Genomic DNA, 23,324 nt, shown 5'->3' on the forward strand with positions numbered 1-23,324 from the left:
CGAATGGAATTATTCGGCGACGATGACATTGCCGAACTTGTTGACCAGCGCGTCGGCGACCAGCTTCAGCTGCTCTTCCACGTGCTGGGCGAAATGGCCGGCGGCCGGCGAGGGCGAGCGTGGACGGCCAGCGTAATACAGCTCCTGCTTGTCGCTGGTGCAGGCCTTCAGATGGTGGCGGATCTGGTACCACGCGCCCTGGTTCTGCGGTTCTTCCTGGCACCACACCACTTCCTTGGCGGCGGTGTAGCGCTTGAGCTCGGCGGCCAGCAGTTCGCGCGGGAACGGATACAGCTGTTCGATGCGCACGATCGCCACGTTGTCCTGGCCGCGCTTCTGCTGGTCTTCCAGCAGGTCGTAATAGACCTTGCCCGAGCACAGCACCACTCGCTTGACCTTCTTCGGGTCGGCGCTGGCGTCCGGAATCAGGTGCTGGAACTCGCCATTGGCCAGCTCGTCCAGCGACGACACCGCCAGCTTGTGGCGCAGCAACGACTTGGGCGTCATTACGATCAGCGGCTTGCGCGTGGTCATGCGCAGCTGGCGGCGGATCATGTGGAAGCACTGCGCCGGCGTGGTGGGCACGCAGACCAGCATGTTCTCCAGCGCGCACAGCTGCAGGAAGCGTTCCAGGCGCGCGGAACTGTGCTCCGGGCCCTGGCCTTCGTAGCCGTGCGGCAGCAGCAGGGTCAGGCCGCTGATACGGCTCCACTTGGCTTCGCCGGCAGCGATGAACTGGTCGATCACCACCTGCGCGCCATTGGCGAAGTCGCCGAACTGGCCTTCCCAGATGTCCAGCGTATTGGGATCGGTGGTGGAGTAGCCGTATTCGAATGCCATCACCGCTTCCTCGCTGAGCAGCGAGTCGATGATGGTGGCGTCTTCCGGGTTATCGACCAGTTGGCGCAGCGGCAGGTAATAGCTGTCGGTCTTCTGGTCGTGCAGGATGGCGTGGCGGTGGAAGAAAGTACCGCGGCCCGCGTCCTGGCCGACCAGGCGCAGGCGATGGCCTTCGGACAGCAGGGTGGCGTAGGCCAGGTTCTCGGCGAAACCCCAGTCGCCGGGCAGTTCGCCCTTGCTCATCTTCACGCGGTCTTCGTAGATCTTGGCCACGCGCGGGTGCAGGGTGACGCCTGCGGGAATGGTGTTGACGATCTTGGCCAGCTGGTCCAGCGTCTTGCGCTTGACCTTGGTATCGACCGGGTCGGTGACCTTGCCGGACAGGTACTTGGACCAGTCGATGGCCAGTTCGTCGGGCTTGGGCTTGGCCAGCTCGGTGGTGACTTCGCCCGAATCGAGCTTGTTGCGGTAGCTGTCGACCAGCGCCTGCGCCTCGCCCGGGCGGATCACGCCTTTTTCTTCCAACTGCGCGGCATAGAGCTCGCGTGTGGTCTTGTGGGCGCGGATCACCTGGTACATCAACGGCTGGGTCGCCGCCGGCTCGTCGGCTTCGTTGTGGCCCCAGCGGCGATAGCAGACCAGATCGATCACCACGTCCTTCTTGAAGGCCTGGCGGAATTCGTAGGCCAGGTTGGCGCAGAACACCACCGCTTCCGGATCGTCGCCGTTCACGTGGAGTACCGGTGCGCCGACCATCTTGGCCACGTCGGTGCAGTACAAAGTGGAACGGGCATCGTCGCGCGCGCTGGTGGTGAAGCCGATCTGGTTGTTGATGACGATGTGCAGAGTGCCACCGACCGCGAAACCGCGTGCCTGCGACATCTGGAACAGTTCCATCACCACGCCCTGGCCGGCGAAAGCGGCGTCGCCATGGATGATCACCGGTAGTACGGCCTTGCGCTCGTTGTCGCCGCGGCGTTCCTGGCGCGAACGCACGCTGCCGGCGACCACGGGGTCGACGATTTCCAGGTGGGAAGGATTGAAGGCCAGCGCCAGGTGCACCGGGTTGCCTGGGGTGGCGATGTCGGCGCTGAAACCCATGTGGTATTTCACGTCGCCGGTATGGGCGCGGTCGTCTTCGGCATGCTCGAACTTGCCTTCGAACTCGTCGAACAGCTTGCGCGGGGACTTGCCCAGCGTATTGACCAGCACGTTGAGGCGGCCGCGGTGGGCCATGCCCAGCACGATGTCCTTGACTCCGTCGGTACCGGCGCGGCGGATGGTCAGGTCGAGCAGGGGGATCAGCGCATCGCCGCCTTCCAGCGAGAAGCGCTTTTGGCCCACGTACTTGGTGTGCAGGTAGCGTTCCAGGCCTTCGGCCGCAGTGACGCGTTCCAGGGTCCTGCGCTGGGCATCGGCGTCCAGCCCGTAATTGCCGCCGGCCGCTTCAAGGCGCTGGTACAGCCACTGGCGCTGCTCGACGTCGGTGATGTACATGAACTCGGTGCCGATGGAACCGGCGTAGGTGGCCTTGAGCCGCGCCAGCAGGTCGCGCAGCTTCATGCGCGGCTGGCCGGCCACGCCGCCGGTGCTGAATTCGGCATCCAGGTCGCGGTCGGACAGGTTATGGAACGCAAGCTCCAGGTCCGGGGAGTCCTGGCGCGGGGTCAGTCCCAGCGGATCCAGGTTGGCGGCCAGATGGCCGCGCGAGCGGTAAGAGGTGATCAGGCGGCCGACGTTGCGCTCGCGCTCGTCGCCGGCGGCTGGAGCAGGAGCGCTGGCATAGCCGTTGTTGGCGGCATGGCGCGCGGCCTCGGTGATCTGGGCGATGACCGCCGAGTGAGGGATGTCGCCAGCTTCGCGGCCCTTGAAGCCGTCGAAATAGGCCTTCCATTTGGGGCCGACGCTATCGGGAGAGACCAGGTATTGCTCGTACAGGTCTTCGATGAAGGAGGCGTTGCCGCCGCCGAGTTGCGAGGATTGCGCAAACTGCTTCAGGAGGTTGTCCACGATGGCGTAGGTTGGCTTTGTCGGAGGGCCGATGTCTGGCTTGGGGGGTTCCGGCGGGTATGGGTGGGGCCCCGCTCGGGCGAGATGAATACGCGGAAATTATACGCGCATGGTGAATGGGGCGGGCACCCGCATTGGACTAATGGCGAAGGAAAACCGCCCAACCGGCGGGCATGGCTGTCACGGAACTGTCGTGCACGCCGCCTTCACCGGAGCTGCCGCTCAGATCCCCAATGCCCGGTACTCGGTGCAGGGACGTGAACGCTCCCAGAACCGGCCGAACTCCTCGCACAATTGCCGGGCACGGCCTGCGCCGTCCAGATCGGCCTCGCCATCGAAGCGGTGGCCCAGGGTGCGGAAGTAGTAGCCGCTCACATCGTTGCTGACGAAAGCCGACGCGTAGGCCTTGTCGACGGGTTCACGGACTTCGCGGAACGCGAACACGCTGGGCAGACGCTGGGCCAGGGTAAGCAGGGGCGCGAGGGTGCGCTGCGGAGTAGCGGCATCCTGCAGCAGGATCTGTATTTCGCCGCCACGGGTACCGGTGGCGAAACGGCGCAGCGCGTCCAGCGCCAGCGGATTGTCCAGCAAGCCCGGGTCCAACTCCCTACTGTAGATGCGCAGGCAGCGGCGGGTCTGCGCGGTCACGGCGATCAGCGCGGCGATGGCGCCGGCGGCATTCTCCACAGGAGTGGGACCATGCAGGACCCTGCGCATGGCCTGGTGTTCGATGCCCGCCTCCCAGAAACGTTCGCCGTAGGGAACGAATCCCTGGCGCGCATAGAAGGCTTCGGCCGACACCTGCGCATTCAACGACACCACCGGCCAGCCCTGTTTGCGGGCTTCGGCCAGCAATGCGGCCAGCATCGCATCGCCTACGCCCTGGCCGCGCCAGTCGGCCAGCACCGCCATGCGGCCGATCTTGCGCTCCGGCGTCAGCCGTCCCGTGCCGATGGGTTTGCCGTCGCGGTCGCGGGCGATGACGTGCCGGCAGAGCGGATCCAGCGCGTCCCATTCCTCCTCGATCGGCACCCGTTGCTCAAGCACGAACACCGTTTCGCGCACCGCGCGCAGTTCGGCCAGTCCGGTCGCGTAATCGATGGGTTCCACATGGAAGGCGCGCGCGTCCATCAGTCGTCCTCATCCACCAGCAGTTGATAGTGACCCTGGGAATGGAGATCCATGGCCACGTCGCGGCCGCTTTCGGAAAGCCCGGCATAGGCGTCGCCGTCGAGCGTCTCGGCAGCGGCCAGGCGCTGCGCGTCCTTCACCGGCAGACTGAACTCCAGGCCGCTGCAGAACAACGTGGCCTGGCGGCCGCTGCGGCGCCAGGCCAGGCGCGAGAAGGGATGGCGCTGCAGGACCGCGCCCTGTTGCAGATCCCATTCGATCTCGATGCGCGAGCGCTGATCGCCGCCGGCCACCACTTCGCCGCCAGCGCGATAGGTGGTGATGAAGCGCCCGAACCAGTCGCCCAGCTTGTCCGGATCGTTGAGCCGCAACGCGTTCAACGCCTCCACCGCGCGGACCATCGCCGCGGCGTCGATCTCGTTGGGATCCTTGGGCGGGACCAGGTCGGGGTCGTGGTAGCGCAGCGACTCGTCCGCCTCGGCGATCAGGTTGTCCAGGTAGTCGCTGACCAGTTCGGCCGACGACGGCGCGCGCATGCCGATGGAGAAGGTCAGGCACGGATTCACCGCAACGCCGTGGTGCGGCACGCCCGGCGGCAGGTACAGCATGTCGCCCGGTTCCAGCACCCAGTCGTGGGTCGCGGTGAATTCGCGCAGCAGTTTCAACTCAACGTCGTCGCGGAAACGGGTGGGTGGATTCTTGCCGGCATCGATCTGCCAGCGGCGCTGGCCCTGGCCCTGCAGCAGGAATACGTCGTACTGGTCCACATGCGCGCCCACCGAACCGCCCGTCGCGGCGAAGCTGACCATCACGTCATCGATGCGCCAGCGCGGCAGGAAATCGAAGTGCTGCAGCAACCGGCGCACGTCCACGTCCCATTTGTCCACGTCCTGCACCAGCAGGGTCCAGTCGTGGTCGGGCATGCCGGGGAATTCTTCCTCGCTGAAAGGACCGGTGCGCAGCGTCCAGGCATCGGCCGCACGGTCGTGGGCGACGATGCGCGACAAGGCCAGTTCTTCGCAGGCCAGGCCGGCCAGGTCCTCCGGTTCGATGGGCGACACGAAATCCGGAAAAGCGGCGCGGATCAGCAGCGGCTTCTTTTGCCAGTATTCCTGCAGGAACTTCGCCGCGGGCATGCCCAGGAAATGTTTGGCGGTGGCGTTGACTTCGATCATGGCGCGCTCTTGTCGGCGGGGGCGGCGGCTTCGTCGGCCAGACGTTTGTCCAGCCGTATTGTGGCTTTCTGCGCGTAAGCGCGGCAGGCGCCGGTGTCGACCAGCGGTTGGTTGGCGCCGGGACCGATACGCGACCACAAACCGCTGGCCGAGGGATGCGGCGTGATCAGGATATCGCAGGGCAGCGCGCCCACGCGCGCCAGCGTTTCGCGGAACGCCGCAAGATAGCCGGGATGCGCGGCGTCGTCGCTGAAACGATAGGTGTCGTCGGACATGGCGGTCAGGCTGTCCGCATAAACGATCTGCCGGCAGTCATCGCCCTCGCACGAACGCCAAGTCCAGCTGGTGCCACCCGCCGTATGGCCGGGCGTGGCGATGGCCTGCAGCGCCAGCGGACCGACTGTGACCACTTCGTCATCGGCGATGGACTCCACGTTGGCGACCGCGGGGAAGGGCTTGAGCTCCAGCAGCTGCGGGTCGCTGCGGTCGCTGGCGCCGCGTTTCAGCGTCTCCACGGCAGGCGCGCGCGCAAGCACCGGGGCGCCGGTAGCGCGTTGCAGTTCGGCCAGTCCGCCGGCATGGTCGGAGTGCTCGTGCGTGGACAGAATGGCGCGCACGTCTTCCGGCCTGAAGCCAAGGGAACGGATGTTCGCCAGGATCTGCGCCGCGGCCTGCGAGGTGGCGCCGTCGATCAGAATGTGGCCCTGCGGCGAAGTCACCAGCAAGGCGCCGATCCCGCAGGTGCCGACATACCAGGTGTTGCCGTAGACGCGCAGCGGGGCGGACGGATCGTTCCAGTCCGCGTCGTCGGCACACACTTTGGTGGAAGCGGGGGGCGCTGCGAGCTTGTCCGAGGCGGTGGCCTGCTGGGCAAGCAGCAAAAGAGCGGGTGCGAACGCGTAGCGGAGCAGGGTGTTGCGCAGGGTCATGTGGCAATCTCGTCGTAGCCGAGGCCCACGAACTGCAACAGGCACCAGCCATGGCCGAAAGGATCGGCCAGGCGCACGATGCGGCCCCAGTTCGCTGCGCGGATGCCGTTTTCCTGCGACATGCCGGCCTTGAGGGCGCGGTCCAGGGCAGGTTCCAGGTGGTCAACCACCACGTCCAGGTGCACGGGCGTCCAATGGCGGGCGTAGTCGCGTGGTCGGTTATTCGCGCCGAAGGTTCCGGCGGCATTCTGCAGTAGGTAGATCGGCGCCTGCGCGCCCAGCAGTTCGACGCCCGAGTCGCCGAAACGGCGACCGGGCTTCAAGCCGAAGGCGCGGCCGTAGAGCGCTTCGGCTTTCGCCACGTCGGGTACGTCGATGTTGATCAGCAGCTTCATCTTTTGCTCGTCATCCCAGCGGCTTTAAACAGCCGAATGGCTGGTCAAGCTGGGATCCATTTTGACTTTCGCGTTTCAGCAGGAATGTACCGATGTCCAGCCAAGATCAAGATGGATCCCAGCTTTTGCTGGGATGACGTCGTTTATATTTTTTTTGCTAGTGAATCGGCAAGACCGGTGTAACTTCCCGGCGTCAACTCCAGCAATCTTTGCTTCGCATCGGCCGGCAACTCCAGTGAACCGATGAACTCCCGCATCGACTGCTCGGTAATGCCCTGTCCGCGGGTCAGTGCCTTCAACTGTTCGTAAGGGTTCGGCAGCCCGTGGCGGCGCATGACGGTCTGCACGGCTTCGGCCAGCACTTCCCATGCGCCATCCAGGTCGGCGTCCAGGCGCTCGGGCGCCACGGTCAGCTTGCCCAGGCCTTTGCCCAGCGAGTCCAGCGCCACCAGCGTATGGCCGAAGGCAGTGCCCAGCGCGCGCAGTACCGTGGAGTCGGTGAGGTCGCGCTGCCAGCGGCTGATCGGCAGCTTGGCGCTGAAGTGTTCGAACAACGCATTGGCCAGGCCCAGGTTGCCTTCCGCATTCTCGAAGTCGATAGGGTTGACCTTGTGCGGCATGGTGCTGGAACCGACTTCGCCTTCTTTCAACGTCTGCTTGAAATAACCCAGCGAGATATAGCCCCAGATGTCGCGGGCCAGATCGATCAGGATGATGTTGGCGCGGCGGGTGGCGTCGCCGATTTCGGCCACGTTGTCGTGCGGCTCGATCTGCGTGGTATAGGGATTGAACACGATGCCCAGGCCGCGGATGAAAACTTCGGCGAAGGCCGGCCAGTCCACGTCCGGGTAAGCGATCACGTGCGCGTTGTAGTTGCCGACCGCGCCGTTGATCTTGCCGGTAAGCTCGACCCCGGCGATCTGGCTGCGCTGGCGTTGCAGGCGCGCCACCACGTTGGCGATTTCCTTGCCCAGTGTGGTCGGCGAGGCGGTCTGCCCGTGCGTGCGCGACAGCATCGGCTGCGCGGACTGCGCATGGGCCAGCGTGCGCAGGCTGCCGATTACCGCGTCCAGCGCCGGCAACAGGACTTCGCTGCGCGCCTGCTCCAGCATCAGCGCGTAGCTGAGGTTGTTGATGTCCTCGCTGGTGCAGGCGAAGTGCACGAACTCCAGTGCCGGGCCCAGTTCGGCGTCGGACTTCAGCTTTTCCTTGATGAAGTATTCGACCGCCTTGACGTCGTGGTTGGTGGTGCGTTCGATTTCCTTGACCCGCGCCGCATCAGCAACGGAGAAACCGGAGGCCAGCGCGCGCAGGCGCTGCCGGGCGGCGTCGCTGAAGTCGGCCAGCTCGGCGATGCCCGGTTCGGCGGCGAGGGCCAGCAGCCATTCGACTTCGACCTTCACCCGCGCCTTGATCAGGCCGTACTCGGAAAAAATAGGACGCAAGGCGTCGACCTTGCCGGCATAGCGGCCATCGAGCGGGGACAGGGCTAGCAGGACGGAGTCGGACATGTAGGCAAGGCTGGGCAGTGGGGCCGACATTCTAAACGTTGTGGGCGTATCCTTCAGAAAACCCAATTCGTCATGACCAGCCATTCGGCTGTTGGGAACCCCGCGAAGGCGGGAACCCAGCGACTTTCGGGCAGGTGGCGATATCTTCACGCCAAGGCACTGGGTTCCCGCCTTCGCGGGAATGACGGTAGAAAGATCACTGGCAACGGAGACCGCCATGAGCGATTCCTTTCGCATCGAACACGACAGCATGGGTGAGCTGAAAGTCCCCGCCGAAGCTTTGTGGGGTGCGCAGACCCAGCGCGCCGTGAACAATTTCCCGATCTCCGGCCAGCCGATGCCGCGCGGCTTCATCCGCGCACTGGGACTGATCAAGGCCGCCGCCGCCGAGGTCAATGTGGGCCTGGGCCTGCTGCCCAAAGGCGTGGCCAAATCCATCCGCACCGCGTCGCTGCAAGTGGCCACGGGGGAATACGACGCGCATTTTCCGATAGACATCTACCAGACCGGTTCGGGCACCTCGTCGAACATGAATGCCAATGAGGTCATCGCCAGGCTGGCCGCTGCCGGCGGCAAGACCAAGGTGCATGCCAACGACCACGTCAACCTGGGCCAGAGTTCCAACGACGTAATCCCCACGGCGATCCGCGTCTCGGCGCAGCTGGCGGTAGTGGAGCATTTGCTGCCTGCGCTCAAGCATTTGCGCCAGACCATCGACCGGCGCGGGAGATCGCTGGCCAAAGTAGTGAAAACGGGCCGCACCCATCTGATGGACGCCATGCCGCTGACTTTCCAGCAGGAATTTTCGGCCTGGTCGGCGCAGCTGCAATCGGCCGAAGAGCGGTTGCAGGACAGCCTCAAGCGCCTGCGCCGGCTGCCGCTAGGCGGCACCGCCATCGGCACCGGCATCAACGCCGATCCGCGTTTCGGCACGCGCGTCGCCCGTACCTTGTCGACGATGACCAAGACGCGTTTCGAATCGGCCAGCAATAAATTCGAAGGTCTGGCCGCGCAGGACGATGCGGTGGAACTGTCGGGCCAGCTGAGCGCGCTGGCGGTCGCCCTGATCAAGATCTCCAACGACCTGCGCTGGATGAATTCCGGACCGCTGGCGGGCCTGGGCGAAATCGAACTGCCTGCCTTGCAGCCCGGCAGCTCGATCATGCCGGGCAAGGTCAACCCGGTGATTCCGGAAGCCGCCGTGATGGTCTGCGCGCAGGTCATCGGCCACCACACCGCGATTACCGTCGCCGGGCTGACCGGCAATTTCCAGTTGAACGTGGCCCTGCCGCTGATCGCCGCCAATCTGCTGGACTCGATCCAGTTGCTGGGCAATGTGTCGCGGTTGTTGGCCGATTCGGCGATCGCCGGCCTCAGCGTACGCCAGGCGCATATCCGCCAAGCGCTGGACCGCAATCCGATCCTGGTGACGGCCTTGAATCCGGTGATCGGCTATGAGAAGGGCGCGGCCATCGCCAAACAGGCCTACAAGCAGAACCGTCCGGTGCTGGAAGTGGCGATGGAAGTCACCGGATTATCCGAAAAAACCCTGAAAGCCTTGCTCGATCCAGCGGTGCTGGCCAAGGGCGGCATCCACGGCAAGCCGGGCGGTGGTGCGGGTTAGCGCGCGCCGCCTGCGGGTGGTTTGCGCGATGGCCATTCCCCGGGCAGTTTGGCGCCGGACAGCACGCCAAGCGCTCTTTCGCACATGCCAAGCTTCTCTTCGCGCGTGCCGGTGTCCAGGTTGGACAGGCGCGATGCGACGACGTCTTCGCGGTAACGCTTCGGCGTCTGGTCGGGGGCGAGTTCGGCCAGCGTCAGCAGCCGTCCGCGTTCGATCTGGTCTTGATGGCTGTTGATGAAGCGAAAGTAGAGCGGCGCCGCCTTCTGCAGATAGCCGGGATCGAGGCTGGAGCATTTCTCGATCAGGATAGGGAAGGAGAATGTCGCAACGTAGGCGATGTGGTCCTGGTAGGCGAGATTGAGCTGGGGATCGTCCGCAGCGCGGGCCTGTCCGGCCGAGAGGGCAAGCGCGATCGCGAGTACGGTCATTGAGGCGGGCTTCATCGCGTTCCCCTGTAATCGATAGCGGGCGTTCCGGTCCGCCGGCGGTAGGCCGGAATTCATTGCTTGCTTGCGTTGCTTTCGGCAGTAGGTTCAGCTTCGGCCACCGTTTCGCCAGCAGCGGCGGCTTGGTCTTTTTCGCCCTTCATCGCTCTGGCCAGCGAACCGCCGGCTTCCTTGCCCGCAGCGTAGCTATCACCGCCCTTGGACCCGCAATCGTCCACATCGGTAGCGTCGATAGTGGCGTAGGGCTTGAACGCGGGAAGCTGCTCGGCTAGCGCGTCCTGCGAAGCCTTGATGGTCACCAGCCGTTTGCATAGCTGCATGGCCTGCTGTTCGATCTTCTTGGCTTCGGCCTCGACTTTGGCGTCGACCTGGTCGCCATCGCCCTTGATCGCGCCCTTGATGGCTTCGCTGACTGCAGTGCCCGCCAACGCGGCGCCTTGCTTGCCGATGGCGATGCCGTCGGCGGTCATCGCATTCATTTCCTTGAGGTAGGTCTGCAGCAGCGCGCGCTGCGTGTCGTTCATGGCCACCGCCTTGCCATCGATGGTCAGCTCGCCGTCAGCGGATATTTTGGCGTCGGGCTGGCCGTTGGCGCGCAGGGTGATGACCTTGCCATTGCTGCTGACATTGCCCTTGTCGGTGGACACGTGCGTGCCCGGAGTGCAGCCGGCGACCAATACAGCCAGGGAAAGCGCGAGCAGGGAAGAAAAGTGCGTGGTCTTCATGGGAGTCTCGAGTGCGGGACGGAATCAGTTGTCGCTGGGCACGTTGACGCGGCCATCGACGCGATTGTGGCTCACCGAGCCGCTGCTTTTTGAAGCGACGGACAGATCGCCGCGGATGTCATCGACCTCGACGTCGCCGGATCCCACCGAATCCACCTTCACGCTGCCGGAAACTCCGGTGACTCTAGCGTCGCCGGAGCCGACCGATCCGATCTCGACATCGCCCGATGCGCCGTCCAATTCGAAGTCGCCCGAACCGACGCTGCCTATTTTGGCCGGTCCGCGCACCTTCCTTGCGGAAAGATCGCCGGAACCCACGGAGATGACGTGCAGCGATCCGATATCCTCCAGGGTGATATCGCCGGAACCGACGGCCGCCGCGACCAGCCCGCGTATGTGCCTGGCTTCCACATCGCCAGAGCCCACATCGGCGCTGAGCAGCGGGGCGCCGGTGACCACGGCATCGCCCGAGCCCACCTTCAACTGCACCATGACATTGTCCGGCAACGTCGCGGCAAGTTTCAGATAGGCGTAGTTGCTGCTCATGAAGATTCCGACGGACGAGCCTTCGCGGCGGGCGGTGACGTACAGCTTGTCGCCCGCTTTGTGCTGGGTCAGCTTGAGTTGCTGCAGGTATTTTTCGTCGGACGCGCAGGCCTGACCTCCGAGGGCCGGCTTGGCGCCAGGAACGGCATCGACGGCCAGGTCGTTGGCGGCGATGTCGAAAACCACCGCCTTGACGCCGGCCAGGTCCAGCGTGAGATTCCGGGGCTGGGAGTGCTTGCATTCCGGCGTTGCCGCGAAAGCCGCGGCGGGCGCCAGCAACAACAGAGTCAACAGGGATAGCTTGCGCATGGGAGAACTCCAGTTCGAACCAGTGCTATGCGGGTTCCGTTGCCGGGCGGGTCCATGGGGACCCGCCCGGTGCCGGCATCAGTCGGCCAGCTCGCGCCAGCGGCGCAGGTAGATGGCGCCGGCGATGAAGGCCGCGCCGACGGCCGCGCCTATCCACAAGTCCGGCGAAGCCAGGACGTCGAGGTTGCTGACGTTCATCAGGTGCATCAAATCGGCCGGTCCGTGTATTTCCGAATTGTTATTGAAGTTGGATTCGAACGCACTGCTGGCCGGAGCCCAGCTGCCGGGCACCACGCTCAGCAGTCCACGGTAAACCAGCGTGTACCAGACACCGCCGTAGTTGATATCCATCCCCGGCAGGATGCCCGACATGCTCACGATCACGCAGGCCAGCACCGGGATCAGCACGGCCCACAGGAACGGCTTGCTACGCGCCCAGGCCGAGCACAACATCAACCAGCCGACCGCGGGCAGCGCCCACAACAGGTAGACGGGGATGATGGTCAGAGTGTTGCCGATCACGCTCAACGGATGGGCGTGGGTGAAGACGGCGGACATGCCCGGCATTCCCGCTGCGGCCAGGGTGACGCCGACGATCAGCCAGAGCACTACGCCGATCAGCACGCCCACGGCGATGGACAGGACCGGGGCCAGCAGCAAGGCCCAGGTCGCCTTCGACAACACCATCTGCAGGTCCGAAGTCGGCAGCGACTTCCAGAACAACGCGCTGCGGTCGCGGCGGTCGTCGTAGAGGCAGCCCAGCGCATAGAAGAACACCACGAAGGCCAGCACCAGCGTGGTCAGGCTGATGCCGACCAGCAAGGCAGTGTCGCCGATGCCGCCGATCTGACGGGCGTGTTCGGCCATGTTTCCGCTGAATTGCAGATCCGATCCCGCGCCGCTGTTCTTGAAACGCACCAGTCCGATCACGGCGAATATCGCAGTGAGGATGCTGATGATGGCGCCGGTGATCAGCGGGGCCCACAGGAAACCGCCACGGTTTTCCCAGAATTCCCGCTTCAGCAGCCACTTGAACTTATTGGTCTGGTGATTTTTGACGGTGACGGCATTCATGCGTAGGTTCCTTTCATGATGGCCACGAACAGATCGGCCAGGCCGGGGTTGCGGGTTTCGCCGAAGGCGGCGAGCTGCTGCCTGGGAACGCCATCGAACAGCATCACGGTCTTGCCGAAGGGCAGGGCGCGTTCGTCGATGGGCTTGAGCGCGCGGGCTGCTTCCACGTGTTCGGCCGAAGCCAGTACTTCGGTGTAGCGGTCGGCCACTTCGTCCATGGCCGCGGTCAGCACGATCTTGCCGTCGCGGATGAACATCACGTCGGTGAGGATGTTCTCGATCTCCTCCACCTGGTGGGTGGTGACGATGATCGTCTTCTGTTCGTCGAAGTAGTCCTCCAGCAGGCGCTGGTAGAACTGCTTGCGGTACAGGATGTCCAGGCCCAGAGTGGGTTCGTCCAGGACCAGCAGCTTGGCGTCGATGGCCATCACCAGCGCCAGGTGCAGTTGCACGATCATGCCCTTGGACATTTCGCGCACGCGCAGGTTGGGGTTGAGCTGGGTGTGGGCGATGAAGCGCTCGCACTTGGCGCGGTCGAAGCGCGGGTGGATGCCGTCGACGAAATCGATGGCTTCCTTGACCCGGATCCAGCGCGGCAACACCGCCACGTCGGCGATGAAGCAGACTTCGTTCATCAGCTCGTCGCGCTGCTTGCGCGGGTCCAGCCCCAGCACTTTCAGGTCGCCCTCGAAGGGCACCAGCCCCAGAATCGCTTTCAGCGCGGTGGTCTTGCCGGCGCCGTTGGGGCCGATCAGGCCGATGATCTTGCCGGCTTCGATCTGGAAGCCGGTGTCGTTCAGGGCGACCTTGTTGCGGTAGGCCTTGCGCAGGTTGCGCGCGCTGATGACCGTATTGGAACCAGCCACATTGTCCACAGCGTTCATTTGGCACCCCCCTGGCGCAGCAATTCTTCGGTGGACAGACCCAGACGGTTGATGCGCTCGGCGACCGCCGGCCATTCGTCGTGCAGGAATCTTTCGCGCTCGCTAACGAGCAGTTTCTTTGCGGCTTCGTCGGTGACAAACATCCCCAGTCCTCTCCGTTTTTCGACGAGTGCCTCGTCCGCCAGTTCCTGATAGGCGCGCGAGACGGTGATCGGGTTCAGCTGGTACTCGGCCGCCACCTGGCGCACCGAGGGCAAGGCATCGCCCGGTTTGAGTACACCGTCCAGCATCATCGCGATCACGCGATCCTTCAGCTGGCGGTAAATGGGAGCGCCGTCGCTCCACTGGATAGAAGTAAGAGTCATCATGGTTCAGCCCCGCGGGCGCAGTGATTGGGCGAAGGAGAAGTAAGGCATCGACAGCGAAGAACGGCCGCGACGGTGTTTTCGCTCAACCGGGGCCACCACTTCTTCGGTCGCCTGCACGGCGCCGGTTTCGACGGATTCGACCAGCGGACTGTCGCTGACCGGATCCGGCAGGCGGGTAGCCTCGCCGTTGGCCATCAGGCCCACGGCCAGCAGTGCGCTGCTGATCGAGAGGCTGGACAGTGCGGTGAATAGTTTGTGGTTCATGGGGACCCCCGCTGCGTTGGGTGAGTGGTGTTGTATTGAACTATAACACCTAATCACGACGCGTCAATACCCCATGTCAACTTTGTGACCCCAACTGAAGGCATACTGCCTGCCGGTTTCTCCCAAGGCGTTATTATTATGGCTAACGTATTGAAAACATTGATATTGATGGCTCTCCTGATGATCGGTCAGAGCGCAATGGCACAAGGTCTGCTCGACCAGAATTACCGGGCGCTGGCCGGAAAAACCGCCGTGAACCTGAAGGAAGCCTATGGCGGCGACGTCATTCTGGTGGTCAACACCGCCAGTAAGTGCGGTTTCACCCCCCAGTACGAGGGCCTGGAGGCGCTGCAGCGTAAATATGCGGCCCGCGGCTTCACGGTGCTTGGCTTTCCTTCCAACGACTTCATGGGCCAGGAGCCTGGCGAGGAAGCGCAGATCAAGGAGTTCTGCACGCTCACCTATGGCGTGAAGTTCCCGATGTTCGAAAAGGTGCACGTCAAAGGCGACGAAGCCACGCCGCTGTATCGGGAATTGGCGAAAGCGACCGGCGTGTCGCCCGGCTGGAATTTCCACAAATATCTGATCGCGCGCGATGGCACGGTGGTGGCGAATTTCCCCAGCAAGGTCAAGCCGGACGACGCTGCGCTGGTGGCTGCGATAGAACGCGAACTGAAGGCCAAAGGTCCCGGCAAATAAGCCGCCACGTGATCGGAGCCGTGCATGCGACAATATCCGCATTGCGCCGGGTATCGGCGTCGGTTCCTAATTTTTTCAGGAGTTAGCATGAAGCGGGCGATGCGCGGCGTAGCCGCATTGATGGCGGCGACTTTGGCGATGATGGGAGGCAACTTGTCGGCACAAACGGCGGAGAAGGGCGGCAAGGCCGCGCTGGTGACGGAGAAGGACAAGGTCAGCTACGCGGTCGGCATGGACGTGGGCAGGTCTTTCCAGCCGATCGGCGAATACATCGACCTGGCCGCGTTCGAACGCGCCATCGGCAACGTCTTCGCCGGAGGACAGCCGCTGATCACCGAGGCCGAAGCCAAGGCCACCGATGAAGCCCTGCGCATGAGTCTGGCGGTGAAACAGGGCGCGCCCGTTCCCGGCATGCCGCCGGGTTCGCAGCCGCCGGCCGTGGCCAAGGATAAAGTGGGCCTGATGCTGGGTAGTTTCGCTGTGGGCCCGTCTCTGGCGCCGCTGAAAGACGAAATCGACCTGCCCGTGCTGATCCAGGCGGTGCGCGCCTCGCTCACCAAGAGCCCGTTGCTGATGACCGAGCAGGAAGCGCAAGCCACCATGCAGGCCTACATGACCAAGAAGCAGAGCACCGCCGGTCAGAAGAACCGCGAGGAAGGGGCCGCTTTCCTGACCAAGAACAAGAGCGAGAAGGGCGTCATCACCACGCCGTCCGGCCTGCAGTACATGGTGCTGCGCCAGGGCAGCGGCGCACGTCCCACGCCGCAAAGCCGGGTGCGGGTGAACTACGAAGGCAAGCTGCTCAACGGCACCGTGTTCGACAGTTCCTACCAGCGCGGCCAGCCGGCCGAATTCGGCCTGAACCAGGTCATCGCCGGCTGGACCGAAGGCGTTTCGCTGATGCCGGTGGGCGCAAAGTACCGTTTTTGGATCCCATCTAGCCTTGCGTACGGCCCCAATGGCGGCCAGGGACCGATCGGTCCTGACGCGACGCTGACATTCGATGTCGAACTGATGGGTATCCTGCAGTAGTCCCTTTACTGATCCAGTGAGCCCCCCATGCGGATTGCGATTTTTGGAACCGGTTATGTAGGTTTGGTTACCGGCACTTGTCTTGCCGAAGTAGGCCATGACGTGATCTGCGTCGATATCGACGCAGACAAGGTGCAGGGCCTGAAACAGGGCGTGGTGCCGATTTTCGAGCCTGGCCTGCAGCCCATGGTGAAAGCCAACCATGCGTCGGGCCGGTTGGATTTCACCACCGACGCGGCCTCGGCGATTGCTCATGGCGAAGTGGTTTTCATCGCGGTGGGTACACCGCCCGACGAGGACGGCAGCGCCGATCTGCAGTACGTGCTCACGGTCGCGCGCACCATCGGCCGGTATATCGACAGGCCGACCCTGGTGGTCAACAAATCCACCGTGCCGGTAGGCACGGCCGACAAGGTGCGCGCCGCCATCGCCTCGGAATTGCAGTCGCGCGGGGCCGATGTGGCCTTCGACGTGGTCTCCAACCCCGAGTTCCTGAAGGAAGGCGACGCCGTCAACGACTGCATGCGGCCGGACCGCATCGTGATCGGGGCCGACGGCTCGCGCGCCATCGACAAGATGAAACGCCTGTACGCGCCGTTCAACCGCAACCACGAGCGCATCGTGGTGATGGATGTGCGTTCGGCGGAACTGACCAAGTACGCGGCCAACGCCATGCTGGCTACCAAGATCAGCTTCATGAACGAGATCGCCAATATCGCCGAACGTGTCGGGGCGGATATCGAACAGGTTCGCCAGGGCATAGGTTCCGACCCGCGCATCGGCTGGCATTTCATCTATCCCGGCGCGGGCTACGGCGGTTCCTGCTTTCCCAAGGATGTGCAGGCGTTGGCCCGCACCGCGCAGCAGCACCAATACGACGCGCGCCTGCTTAACGCCGTGGAAGCGGTCAACGAATCGCAGAAAGGCCATCTGTTCGAACTGATCCAGCGCCACTACGACCTGGGCGAGGATGAAGGCGTGCGCGGCAAGACCTTCGCGGTCTGGGGGCTCGCCTTCAAACCCAATACCGACGACATGCGCGAGGCTTCCAGCCGCCGTTTGCTGGAGCAGTTGTGGGGAGCCGGTGCCCTGGTCCGTGCCTACGATCCAGAAGCTTCGCATGAGGCCGGCCGTATCTTCGGCGAGCGCGAGGATCTGGTGCTTTGCGACTCGGCCACAGCGGCGGTGCAGGGCGCCGACGCGCTGGTGGTGGTCACCGAATGGAAACAGTTCCGCAGTCCGGATTTCGCGCGGTTGCAGGCAACGCTGGGCGATGCGGTCGTTTTCGACGGCCGCAATCTTTACCAGCCCGCCGACGTCGAGGCGGCGGGCCTGGCGTACTACGGCATAGGCCGGGGGAGATCGGTGCATGCAGAGTGATCCGAAAGCACTGGATCCTGCGCTGGAACAACGCCTGATCGAACTGGAGACCCGGCTAGCCTTCCAGGAACACGCGCTTGGCGAGTTGAGCGAAGCGCTTGCCGATGCGCGGGCGGAAGGCAACCGCACTTCCGAACTGATGCGCAACATGCTGTCGGATCTGCGCAAGGTCCGGACCGAGCTGTACGCCGATGCCGCGGACGAACCGCCGCCGCCGCACTATTGATACTCTGCGATTCCGCTGGCTCCGGTAGAGATGGATACCGGACCAGCGACTCCCCCCATTCTCTACGACCATGACCGATTCCCTACGCGACCAACTCCTGGGGCTGGGCTTCAAGCCGGCACCGAAGCCCGAGCGCAAACCCGAGCGTAAGCCGGAGCGCAAACCCGACTCCCGGCCCGGCAACAGGCACACCGGCAACAAACCCGCCGGCAAACCCGCTGGCCGGCCGGGCCAGGGCGCCAGGCCGGACAATGCGCCGCGTGCGGCGCAGCCCAAGCCTGCACGTTCGCGCGAGGAAATGGATCTGGCCAAGGCTTACGCCATCCGTGCGCAGAAGGAAAAGGACGAACGCATCGAAGCCGAGCGCCTGAAGCAGGAAGAAGCGCGCGTGCGCCGCGAAGCCAAGGCCCGCGTCGAGGAACTGTTGAAGGGAAAATCGTTGAACGATCCGGATGCGGAGATCGCGCGGCATTTCCCCTACGGCGGCAAGATCAAGCGCATCCATGTCAATGCGGAGCAGTTGAAGGCGCTCAATGCCGGCGAACTAGGGGTGGTGCAGCAGAACGGCCGCTACCTGCTGGTCACTGCGGCGTTGCTGGCCGAAGCCGAAAGCATCTTCCCGGCATGCGTGGCCTTGAAAGTGGATCCGGACGCGCCGGCTGGCGACGATCCGTACGCCGATCCGCAGTACCAAGTGCCCGATGACCTGATTTGGTAGGTCGGGGCTACGCCCCCGACGGGCGGCGCCGGCATTCACGTGCGTCGGGGACGTAGCCCCGACCTACGTCGTGTGGTTTCTCACCAGCCAGTACCAGGCTATGAAAGCGGCTAGCAGGGCAAAGCAGCCTGCCGCCAGGAATGCGACATTGCCGCCGAAGTGCCATAGCTGTCCGGCCGTCAGTGCGCCGACCACGCCGCCCACGCCGGACGACAGGCCGTAGAAAACGCCTTGGCCGTGGCCGTTCATGCGCCCGGGGAAAAAGCGCACCAGCAACTGCATTACCGCCGCGAAGAACGCGCCGAAGTTGAGCGCGTGGGTCAGCTGAGCCAGGACCATCACCGGAATGTTGTCGGGCCAGAGCGCCGTCGCCCACCAGCGCAATGCCGCGCTCAGCAGGGCGAACATCAGCACTTTGCCGGCGTCCCAGCGCCGGAAGATGCGGCTGGAAAGGAAGAACACCCCGATCTCCACCAGCACGCCCACGGTCCAGAACACGCCCAGCATGGTCGCCGAGTAATGGTGCTCGGTCAGATAGATCGAAAAGAACGTGTAGTACGGCCCGAACGAAACCTGGGCAAGGAACGCCGCCACGAAGAAGGCGATTACCTGCGGACGCTTCAGCCGCGCCCGGAAACCCACATGGTTCTCGTCATGCGCTTCTTCGACGGGATGCGCATAGTTGTTGGCGAAGGACGATGCCAGCAAGCCCGCCAGCAGCGGCAGCATCAGCCAGGGCAGGGTGCTTACGCCGAACCGGTCGAGCAACACGCCGAACAGTGAGACCACCGCAATGAAGCCGATGGAACCCCAGACCCGGATATGCCCGTAGCGATCGCTGCGTGCGCCCAGGTGCGACATGGTGATCGATTCGAATTGCGGCATCACCGCGTTGTAGGCGAAACAGAACGCGCACATCACCGCGAACAACCCGGTGAAATCCAGCGGCAACAGGAAAACAGCGAAGCTCGCCAAGGTCAGCAGGCAGCCCAGGCGCAGCCAGCGGATGGGGTGCGGCGAACGCGAGGCCAGCGTGGTCCAGGTGCTGGGCGCGACAATGCGGGTGGCGTACCACAGGCTCATCAGCACGCTGATCGCGGCCACTTCCATGCCGCGCGACTTCAGATACAGGCTCCAGTAGGGCGTGAAGGCACCCAGTGCCGCGTAGTAGGCGAAATAAAAGCTGGACAGGCGGACCATGGGCACGCGCGCGTCGGCAATCGCTTGCGGTCCTGCCTCAGCCATGGCGGCGGATGCTCAGAGCAGGTCCTCGACCGGCGTGTTGAGCAACTCGCTGGCTTCGTGGGCGAAACGGCGCAGGCTGGAAATGCCGAGATCGCGGATCAGCGAATGGGTCTGGTGCGGGAGCACGGAGTCGTAGATGTCCTGCGGCGCGATGTTCTTGCCGTGCACGCCGGGGATGAATTCCACGCCGGCCGCCGCGTAGCAGTGCTGCACCATCGCCGAGCAGTACAGTGCGCCTTCCTTGGCCAGCAGGTTGTCGCGCTTGCGCAGGCGGGTACTGTGCATGGCGAACAGAGTACCGACCAGTTCGCTGAGCGAATAACTGGAAAGCCCGGATAGCAGGTCCAGCCCCGCGATCTGGACCTGACGGATTTTGGTTTCGTCCAGTCCGAAATCGAGAATGGCGAGGTTCGGGAACAGTTCGTCGTCGAAATAGCGGTCGGCGCGGTTTTCCTGCACTCCCAGGCGGATTTGCCGGTAGCGCAGGTCCAGATCGGATTCCAGCATCCACCAATGCCCGTCGAGACGCTGCTCGCTGAAAACGAAAGCATGCGACCACAGGCTGCGGTGCCCGTCGTTAGTCAGCGGCGCCTGCGCCTTGCGGATGGCCTTGTTGATCCAGTCGCGGCCGCCGCTCAGGCCGATACGGCCGGGGGCGGCGTGCTTGCGGATGAAGGCGGCGTTGGCGGATTGGGAGTGGTTTTCGATGACGTCCATGTTCTGGTTTCGATCTTCTGGTTGATCCGAGGCCAAGTCTGCGGGACGGCAAGTTTGTGGGACCGGCCCAACAGTGTCCACAGCTGCCAAGTCGTCGCCCGACAAACAGGCGCCAGTCGGTGGGAGCGGCGTCCCGCCGCGAGCTGTTCCGCAGATTCGCAGAGAAGAGCGAGAGCTCGCGGCGGGACGCCGCTCCCACGTCACGTGTCTAGCGAGGCCGGCGGCTTCCAGTGCCACGGCCTTACTCGGGATCGTAATCCAGGTTGGAAGCCAGCCAACGCTCGGCCTGGGCCAGATTCGCTCCCTTGCGCTTGCCGTAATCCTCGGCCTGCTCCTTGGAAACGCGGCCGACGACGAAATACTGGCTCTGCGGATGGCTGAAGTAGTAGCCGGAAACTGCGGCGGTAGGCAGCATGGCGAAGCTTTCGGTGAGGGTCATGCCGGCGTTGTTGCCCGCGTCCAGCAGTTCGAACAGCGTGCCCTTCTCGCTGTGTTCCGGACAGGCCGGATAGCCGGGCGCGGGGCGGATGCCGCGATATTTCTCGGCGATCAGCGCTTCGTTGTCCAGCGACTCCTCTGGGGCGAAACCCCAGAATTCCTTACGCACGCGCTGGTGCAGGCGCTCGGCCAGCGCTTCGGCCAGGCGGTCGGCGAGTGCCTTTAGCAGGATCGAGTTGTAGTCGTCGTGGTCGGCCTCGAAGCGGGCCACGTGCTCGTCGATGCCGATACCGGCGGTGACGGCGAAGGCGCCGATCCAGTCCTGCTTGCCGCTGTCCTTCGGAGCTATGAAGTCGGCCAGACAGAAGTCGGGGCGTTCGACGGGTTTGTCCACCTGTTGACGCAGAAAGTGCAGAACTCGCGTAGGAGCGACGTCAGTCGCGACTGACGTCGCTCCTACGCCTCCGACTACAACGTCATCGCCCACACTATTTGCCGGCCACAGCCCAAACACCGCCCTGGCCGTCAGCCATTTCTCCTCGACGATCTTCTTCAGCATCGCCTGCGCATCGGCGAACAGTTCGCTGGCCTGCTTACCCACTACTTCATCGGTGAGGATCGCCGGATACTTGCCCGCCAGTTCCCACGCCTGGAAGAACGGCGTCCAGTCGATCAGCTCCACCAGTTCGGCCAGCGGATAGTCGTCGAACACGGTGATGCCGGGTTGCTTCGGCGTCGGCGGGGTATAGCTGTCCCAGCCGCCATCGAAGCGTTGCGCGCGCGCCTTGGCCAGCGGAACCAGCCGCTTGGCATCGCCGCGGTTCTTGTGGCGCTCGCGGATCTCCGCGTAGTCGGCGTCGTTGGCGGCCATGAACGGGCCGCGCAGGTCCTTGGAAATCAGCGACTGCGCCACACCTACCGCACGGGAGGCGTCCTTCACCCAGACGGTGGGCGACTTGTAGTGCGGATCGATCTTCAGCGCCGTGTGCGCGCGGGAAGTGGTCGCCCCGCCAATGAGCAATGGCATGGTCATGCCCTGGCGCTGCATTTCGCGCGCGACGTGGGTCATTTCCTCCAGCGAAGGCGTGATCAGGCCGGACAGGCCGATCAGGTCGGCGTTGTGCTCGCGGGCGCTATCCAGGATCTTCTGCGTGGGCACCATCACCCCAAGATCCACCACATCGAAGTTGTTGCAAGCCAGCACCACACCGACGATATTCTTGCCGATGTCGTGCACGTCGCCCTTGACCGTGGCCATGATGATCTTGCCATTGGACTTGCCGACTTCGCCCGTGCGCAGCTTCTCGGCTTCAATGAAAGGCAGCAGATAGGCCACTGCCTTCTTCATGACCCGGGCCGACTTCACCACCTGGGGCAGGAACATCTTGCCCGCGCCAAACAGGTCGCCGACCACGTTCATGCCGTCCATCAACGGGCCCTCGATCACATCCAGCGGGCGCGTGGACATCTGCCGCGCCTCCTCGGTGTCGATTTCCACGTACTGGTCGATGCCGTGCACCAGCGCGTGGCTGAGGCGGTCGCGTACCGGCTTTTCGCGCCAGACCAGGTTCTCGACCTGCACTTCGCCCTTCTTGCCGCGGTAGCGCTCGGCGATCTCCAGCAGTCGTTCAGTGGAATCCTTGCGCCGGTTGAGGATCACGTCCTCGACGCGTTCGCGCAGTTCCGGATCGAGGTCGTCGTAGATCGGCATGCCGCCGGCGTTGACGATGCCCATGTCCATGCCCGCCTTGATGGCGTGGTACAGGAACACCGAGTGGATCGCTTGGCGCACCGGTTCGTTGCCGCGGAAGGAGAACGACACGTTCGACACGCCGCCGGAGACATGGCAGCCCGGCAAAGTCTGCTTGATGATGCGCGTGGCTTCGATGAAATCGACCGCGTAGTTGTCGTGCTCCTCGATGCCGGTGGCCACGGCGAAGATGTTCGGGTCGAAGATGATGTCTTCGGGCGGGAATCCCACCTTTTCGGTCAGCACCTTGTAGGCGCGGGTGCAGATCTCGACCTTACGCGCACAGGTATCGGCCTGGCCGTCCTCGTCGAAAGCCATCACCACCGCGGCGGCGCCATAGCGCAACACCTTGCGCGCGTGCTCGATGAAGGCTTCCTCGCCTTCCTTCAGCGAGATGGAGTTGACCACGCTCTTGCCTTGCAGGCATTTCAACCCGGCCTCGATCACGCTCCATTTGGACGAGTCCACCATCACCGGGATGCGGGCGATATCGGGCTCGGACATGATCAGATTGAGGAAGCGCACCATCGCCTTCTCCGAATCGATCAGTCCCTCGTCCATGTTGACGTCGAGGATCTGCGCGCCGTTGGCGACCTGCTGGCGCGCGACTTCCACCGCCTCCTCGTAGCGTTCTTCCTTGATCAGCTTCTTGAACTGCGCGCTGCCGGTGACGTTGGTGCGTTCGCCGACGTTGATGAACAACAGGTCGGGCGTGATGACCAGTGGCTCGAGGCCGGACAGGCGGGTGTGGCGAAGCGTTGCGGTCATAGGAAAAGGTCTTCGAACATAGAGCGGCACATGGCGATGGCGGCCGATAACGACCAAACACGGTAGGTCGGGGCTACGTCCCCGACGACGACCCGTCCGGACGAAAGCCGTCGGGGGCGT

At 64.0% G+C, this 23,324-nt stretch carries 22 protein-coding genes; 6 read left to right on the plus strand and 16 right to left on the minus strand.

The window, feature by feature from the left end:
- Positions 1-9 precede the first annotated feature (9 nt).
- The 6 genes from BLR66_RS02280 to purB form a co-directional block, all read right to left on the minus strand.
- Entirely contained in the window at positions 10-2,850 is a 2,841-nt protein-coding gene (locus tag BLR66_RS02280; RefSeq protein WP_093280008.1) for a 2-oxoglutarate dehydrogenase E1 component, read from the minus strand.
- A 222-nt stretch (positions 2,851-3,072) separates the two neighbouring features.
- Positions 3,073-3,981 carry a GNAT family N-acetyltransferase gene (locus BLR66_RS02285; RefSeq protein ID WP_093280009.1) on the minus strand — a complete coding sequence of 303 codons (909 nt, stop codon included), beginning with the start codon at positions 3,979-3,981 and terminating at the stop codon, positions 3,073-3,075.
- Positions 3,981-5,156 (minus strand): ribosomal protein uL16 3-hydroxylase, encoded by a 1,176-nt coding sequence (locus tag BLR66_RS02290; protein WP_093280010.1) that lies wholly within the window; start codon positions 5,154-5,156, stop codon positions 3,981-3,983. Before BLR66_RS02290 ends, BLR66_RS02285 begins: the two co-directional genes overlap by 1 nt.
- Positions 5,153-6,085, minus strand: coding sequence for a subclass B3 metallo-beta-lactamase (gene bla / locus BLR66_RS02295; protein ID WP_093280011.1), 933 nt, complete (start codon positions 6,083-6,085; stop codon positions 5,153-5,155). The genes BLR66_RS02290 and bla overlap by 4 nt, the downstream gene beginning before the upstream one ends.
- Positions 6,082-6,480, minus strand: coding sequence for a VOC family protein (locus BLR66_RS02300; protein WP_093280012.1), 399 nt, complete (start codon positions 6,478-6,480; stop codon positions 6,082-6,084). The genes bla and BLR66_RS02300 overlap by 4 nt, the downstream gene beginning before the upstream one ends.
- Positions 6,481-6,623: 143 nt before the next feature.
- Positions 6,624-7,991 carry an adenylosuccinate lyase gene (purB, locus tag BLR66_RS02305; RefSeq protein WP_093284206.1) on the minus strand — a complete coding sequence of 456 codons (1,368 nt, stop codon included), beginning with the start codon at positions 7,989-7,991 and terminating at the stop codon, positions 6,624-6,626.
- A gap of 217 nt (positions 7,992-8,208) precedes the next feature.
- On the opposite strand from purB, the gene BLR66_RS02310 reads away from it, so the two are divergent.
- Positions 8,209-9,615 (plus strand): class II fumarate hydratase, encoded by a 1,407-nt coding sequence (locus BLR66_RS02310; RefSeq protein WP_093280013.1) that lies wholly within the window; start codon positions 8,209-8,211, stop codon positions 9,613-9,615.
- Here BLR66_RS02310 and BLR66_RS02315 read toward each other — a convergent pair.
- The 7 genes from BLR66_RS02315 to BLR66_RS02345 all read right to left on the minus strand — a co-directional run bounded on the left by BLR66_RS02315 (position 9,612) and on the right by BLR66_RS02345 (position 14,231).
- Positions 9,612-10,118 (minus strand): hypothetical protein, encoded by a 507-nt coding sequence (locus BLR66_RS02315; RefSeq protein WP_218119588.1) that lies wholly within the window; start codon positions 10,116-10,118, stop codon positions 9,612-9,614. The genes BLR66_RS02310 and BLR66_RS02315 overlap by 4 nt on opposite strands.
- A complete protein-coding gene (locus tag BLR66_RS02320; protein ID WP_093280015.1) occupies positions 10,115-10,786 on the minus strand; it encodes a DUF2884 family protein in 672 nt (223 codons plus the stop codon). Before BLR66_RS02320 ends, BLR66_RS02315 begins: the two co-directional genes overlap by 4 nt.
- Positions 10,787-10,810: 24 nt before the next feature.
- On the minus strand, positions 10,811-11,641 hold the full coding sequence (locus BLR66_RS02325) for a DUF4097 family beta strand repeat-containing protein (RefSeq protein WP_093280016.1): 831 nt from the start codon (positions 11,639-11,641) through the stop codon (positions 10,811-10,813).
- Between the two features lie 78 nt (positions 11,642-11,719).
- Positions 11,720-12,715, minus strand: coding sequence for an ABC transporter permease (locus tag BLR66_RS02330; RefSeq protein ID WP_093280017.1), 996 nt, complete (start codon positions 12,713-12,715; stop codon positions 11,720-11,722).
- Entirely contained in the window at positions 12,712-13,599 is an 888-nt protein-coding gene (locus tag BLR66_RS02335; protein ID WP_093280018.1) for an ABC transporter ATP-binding protein, read from the minus strand. The genes BLR66_RS02330 and BLR66_RS02335 overlap by 4 nt, the downstream gene beginning before the upstream one ends.
- Complete coding sequence (locus BLR66_RS02340) at positions 13,596-13,964, minus strand: GntR family transcriptional regulator (protein ID WP_093280019.1); 369 nt, start codon at positions 13,962-13,964, stop codon at positions 13,596-13,598. The genes BLR66_RS02335 and BLR66_RS02340 overlap by 4 nt, the downstream gene beginning before the upstream one ends.
- A 6-nt stretch (positions 13,965-13,970) precedes the next feature.
- A complete protein-coding gene (locus BLR66_RS02345; protein WP_093280020.1) occupies positions 13,971-14,231 on the minus strand; it encodes a hypothetical protein in 261 nt (86 codons plus the stop codon).
- A 168-nt stretch (positions 14,232-14,399) separates the two neighbouring features.
- Here BLR66_RS02345 and BLR66_RS02350 point away from each other — a divergent pair, with 168 nt between their 5' ends.
- The 5 genes from BLR66_RS02350 (at position 14,400) to BLR66_RS02370 (ending at position 18,286) form a co-directional block, all read left to right on the plus strand.
- On the plus strand, positions 14,400-14,930 hold the full coding sequence (locus tag BLR66_RS02350) for a glutathione peroxidase (RefSeq protein WP_304442085.1): 531 nt from the start codon (positions 14,400-14,402) through the stop codon (positions 14,928-14,930).
- Between the two features lie 141 nt (positions 14,931-15,071).
- A complete protein-coding gene (locus tag BLR66_RS02355; protein ID WP_255402369.1) occupies positions 15,072-15,962 on the plus strand; it encodes an FKBP-type peptidyl-prolyl cis-trans isomerase N-terminal domain-containing protein in 891 nt (296 codons plus the stop codon).
- Between the two features lie 27 nt (positions 15,963-15,989).
- Positions 15,990-17,342, plus strand: coding sequence for a UDP-glucose dehydrogenase family protein (locus BLR66_RS02360; RefSeq protein WP_093280023.1), 1,353 nt, complete (start codon positions 15,990-15,992; stop codon positions 17,340-17,342).
- Positions 17,332-17,568: a SlyX family protein gene (locus BLR66_RS02365; protein WP_093280024.1), complete on the plus strand. Its 237-nt coding sequence runs from the start codon at positions 17,332-17,334 to the stop codon at positions 17,566-17,568. Before BLR66_RS02360 ends, BLR66_RS02365 begins: the two co-directional genes overlap by 11 nt.
- Positions 17,569-17,638: 70 nt before the next feature.
- Entirely contained in the window at positions 17,639-18,286 is a 648-nt protein-coding gene (locus tag BLR66_RS02370; RefSeq protein ID WP_093280025.1) for a DUF2058 domain-containing protein, read from the plus strand.
- A 63-nt stretch (positions 18,287-18,349) separates the two neighbouring features.
- On the opposite strand, the gene BLR66_RS02375 is transcribed toward BLR66_RS02370, so the two are convergent.
- From BLR66_RS02375 to metH, 3 genes are all read right to left on the minus strand, one after another.
- Positions 18,350-19,531, minus strand: a complete 1,182-nt coding sequence (locus tag BLR66_RS02375; protein ID WP_093280026.1) for an MFS transporter — start codon at positions 19,529-19,531, stop codon at positions 18,350-18,352.
- Positions 19,532-19,543: 12 nt separating this feature from the next.
- A complete protein-coding gene (locus tag BLR66_RS02380) occupies positions 19,544-20,248 on the minus strand; it encodes a hypothetical protein (RefSeq protein ID WP_093280027.1) in 705 nt (234 codons plus the stop codon).
- A 241-nt stretch (positions 20,249-20,489) separates the two neighbouring features.
- Positions 20,490-23,204, minus strand: a complete 2,715-nt coding sequence (gene metH, locus BLR66_RS02385) for a methionine synthase (protein ID WP_093280028.1) — start codon at positions 23,202-23,204, stop codon at positions 20,490-20,492.
- Positions 23,205-23,324: the final 120 nt, after the last annotated feature.

It is taken from the genome of Pseudoxanthomonas sp. CF125 (assembly GCF_900104085.1).
Classification (GTDB): Bacteria; Pseudomonadota; Gammaproteobacteria; order Xanthomonadales; family Xanthomonadaceae; genus Pseudoxanthomonas_A.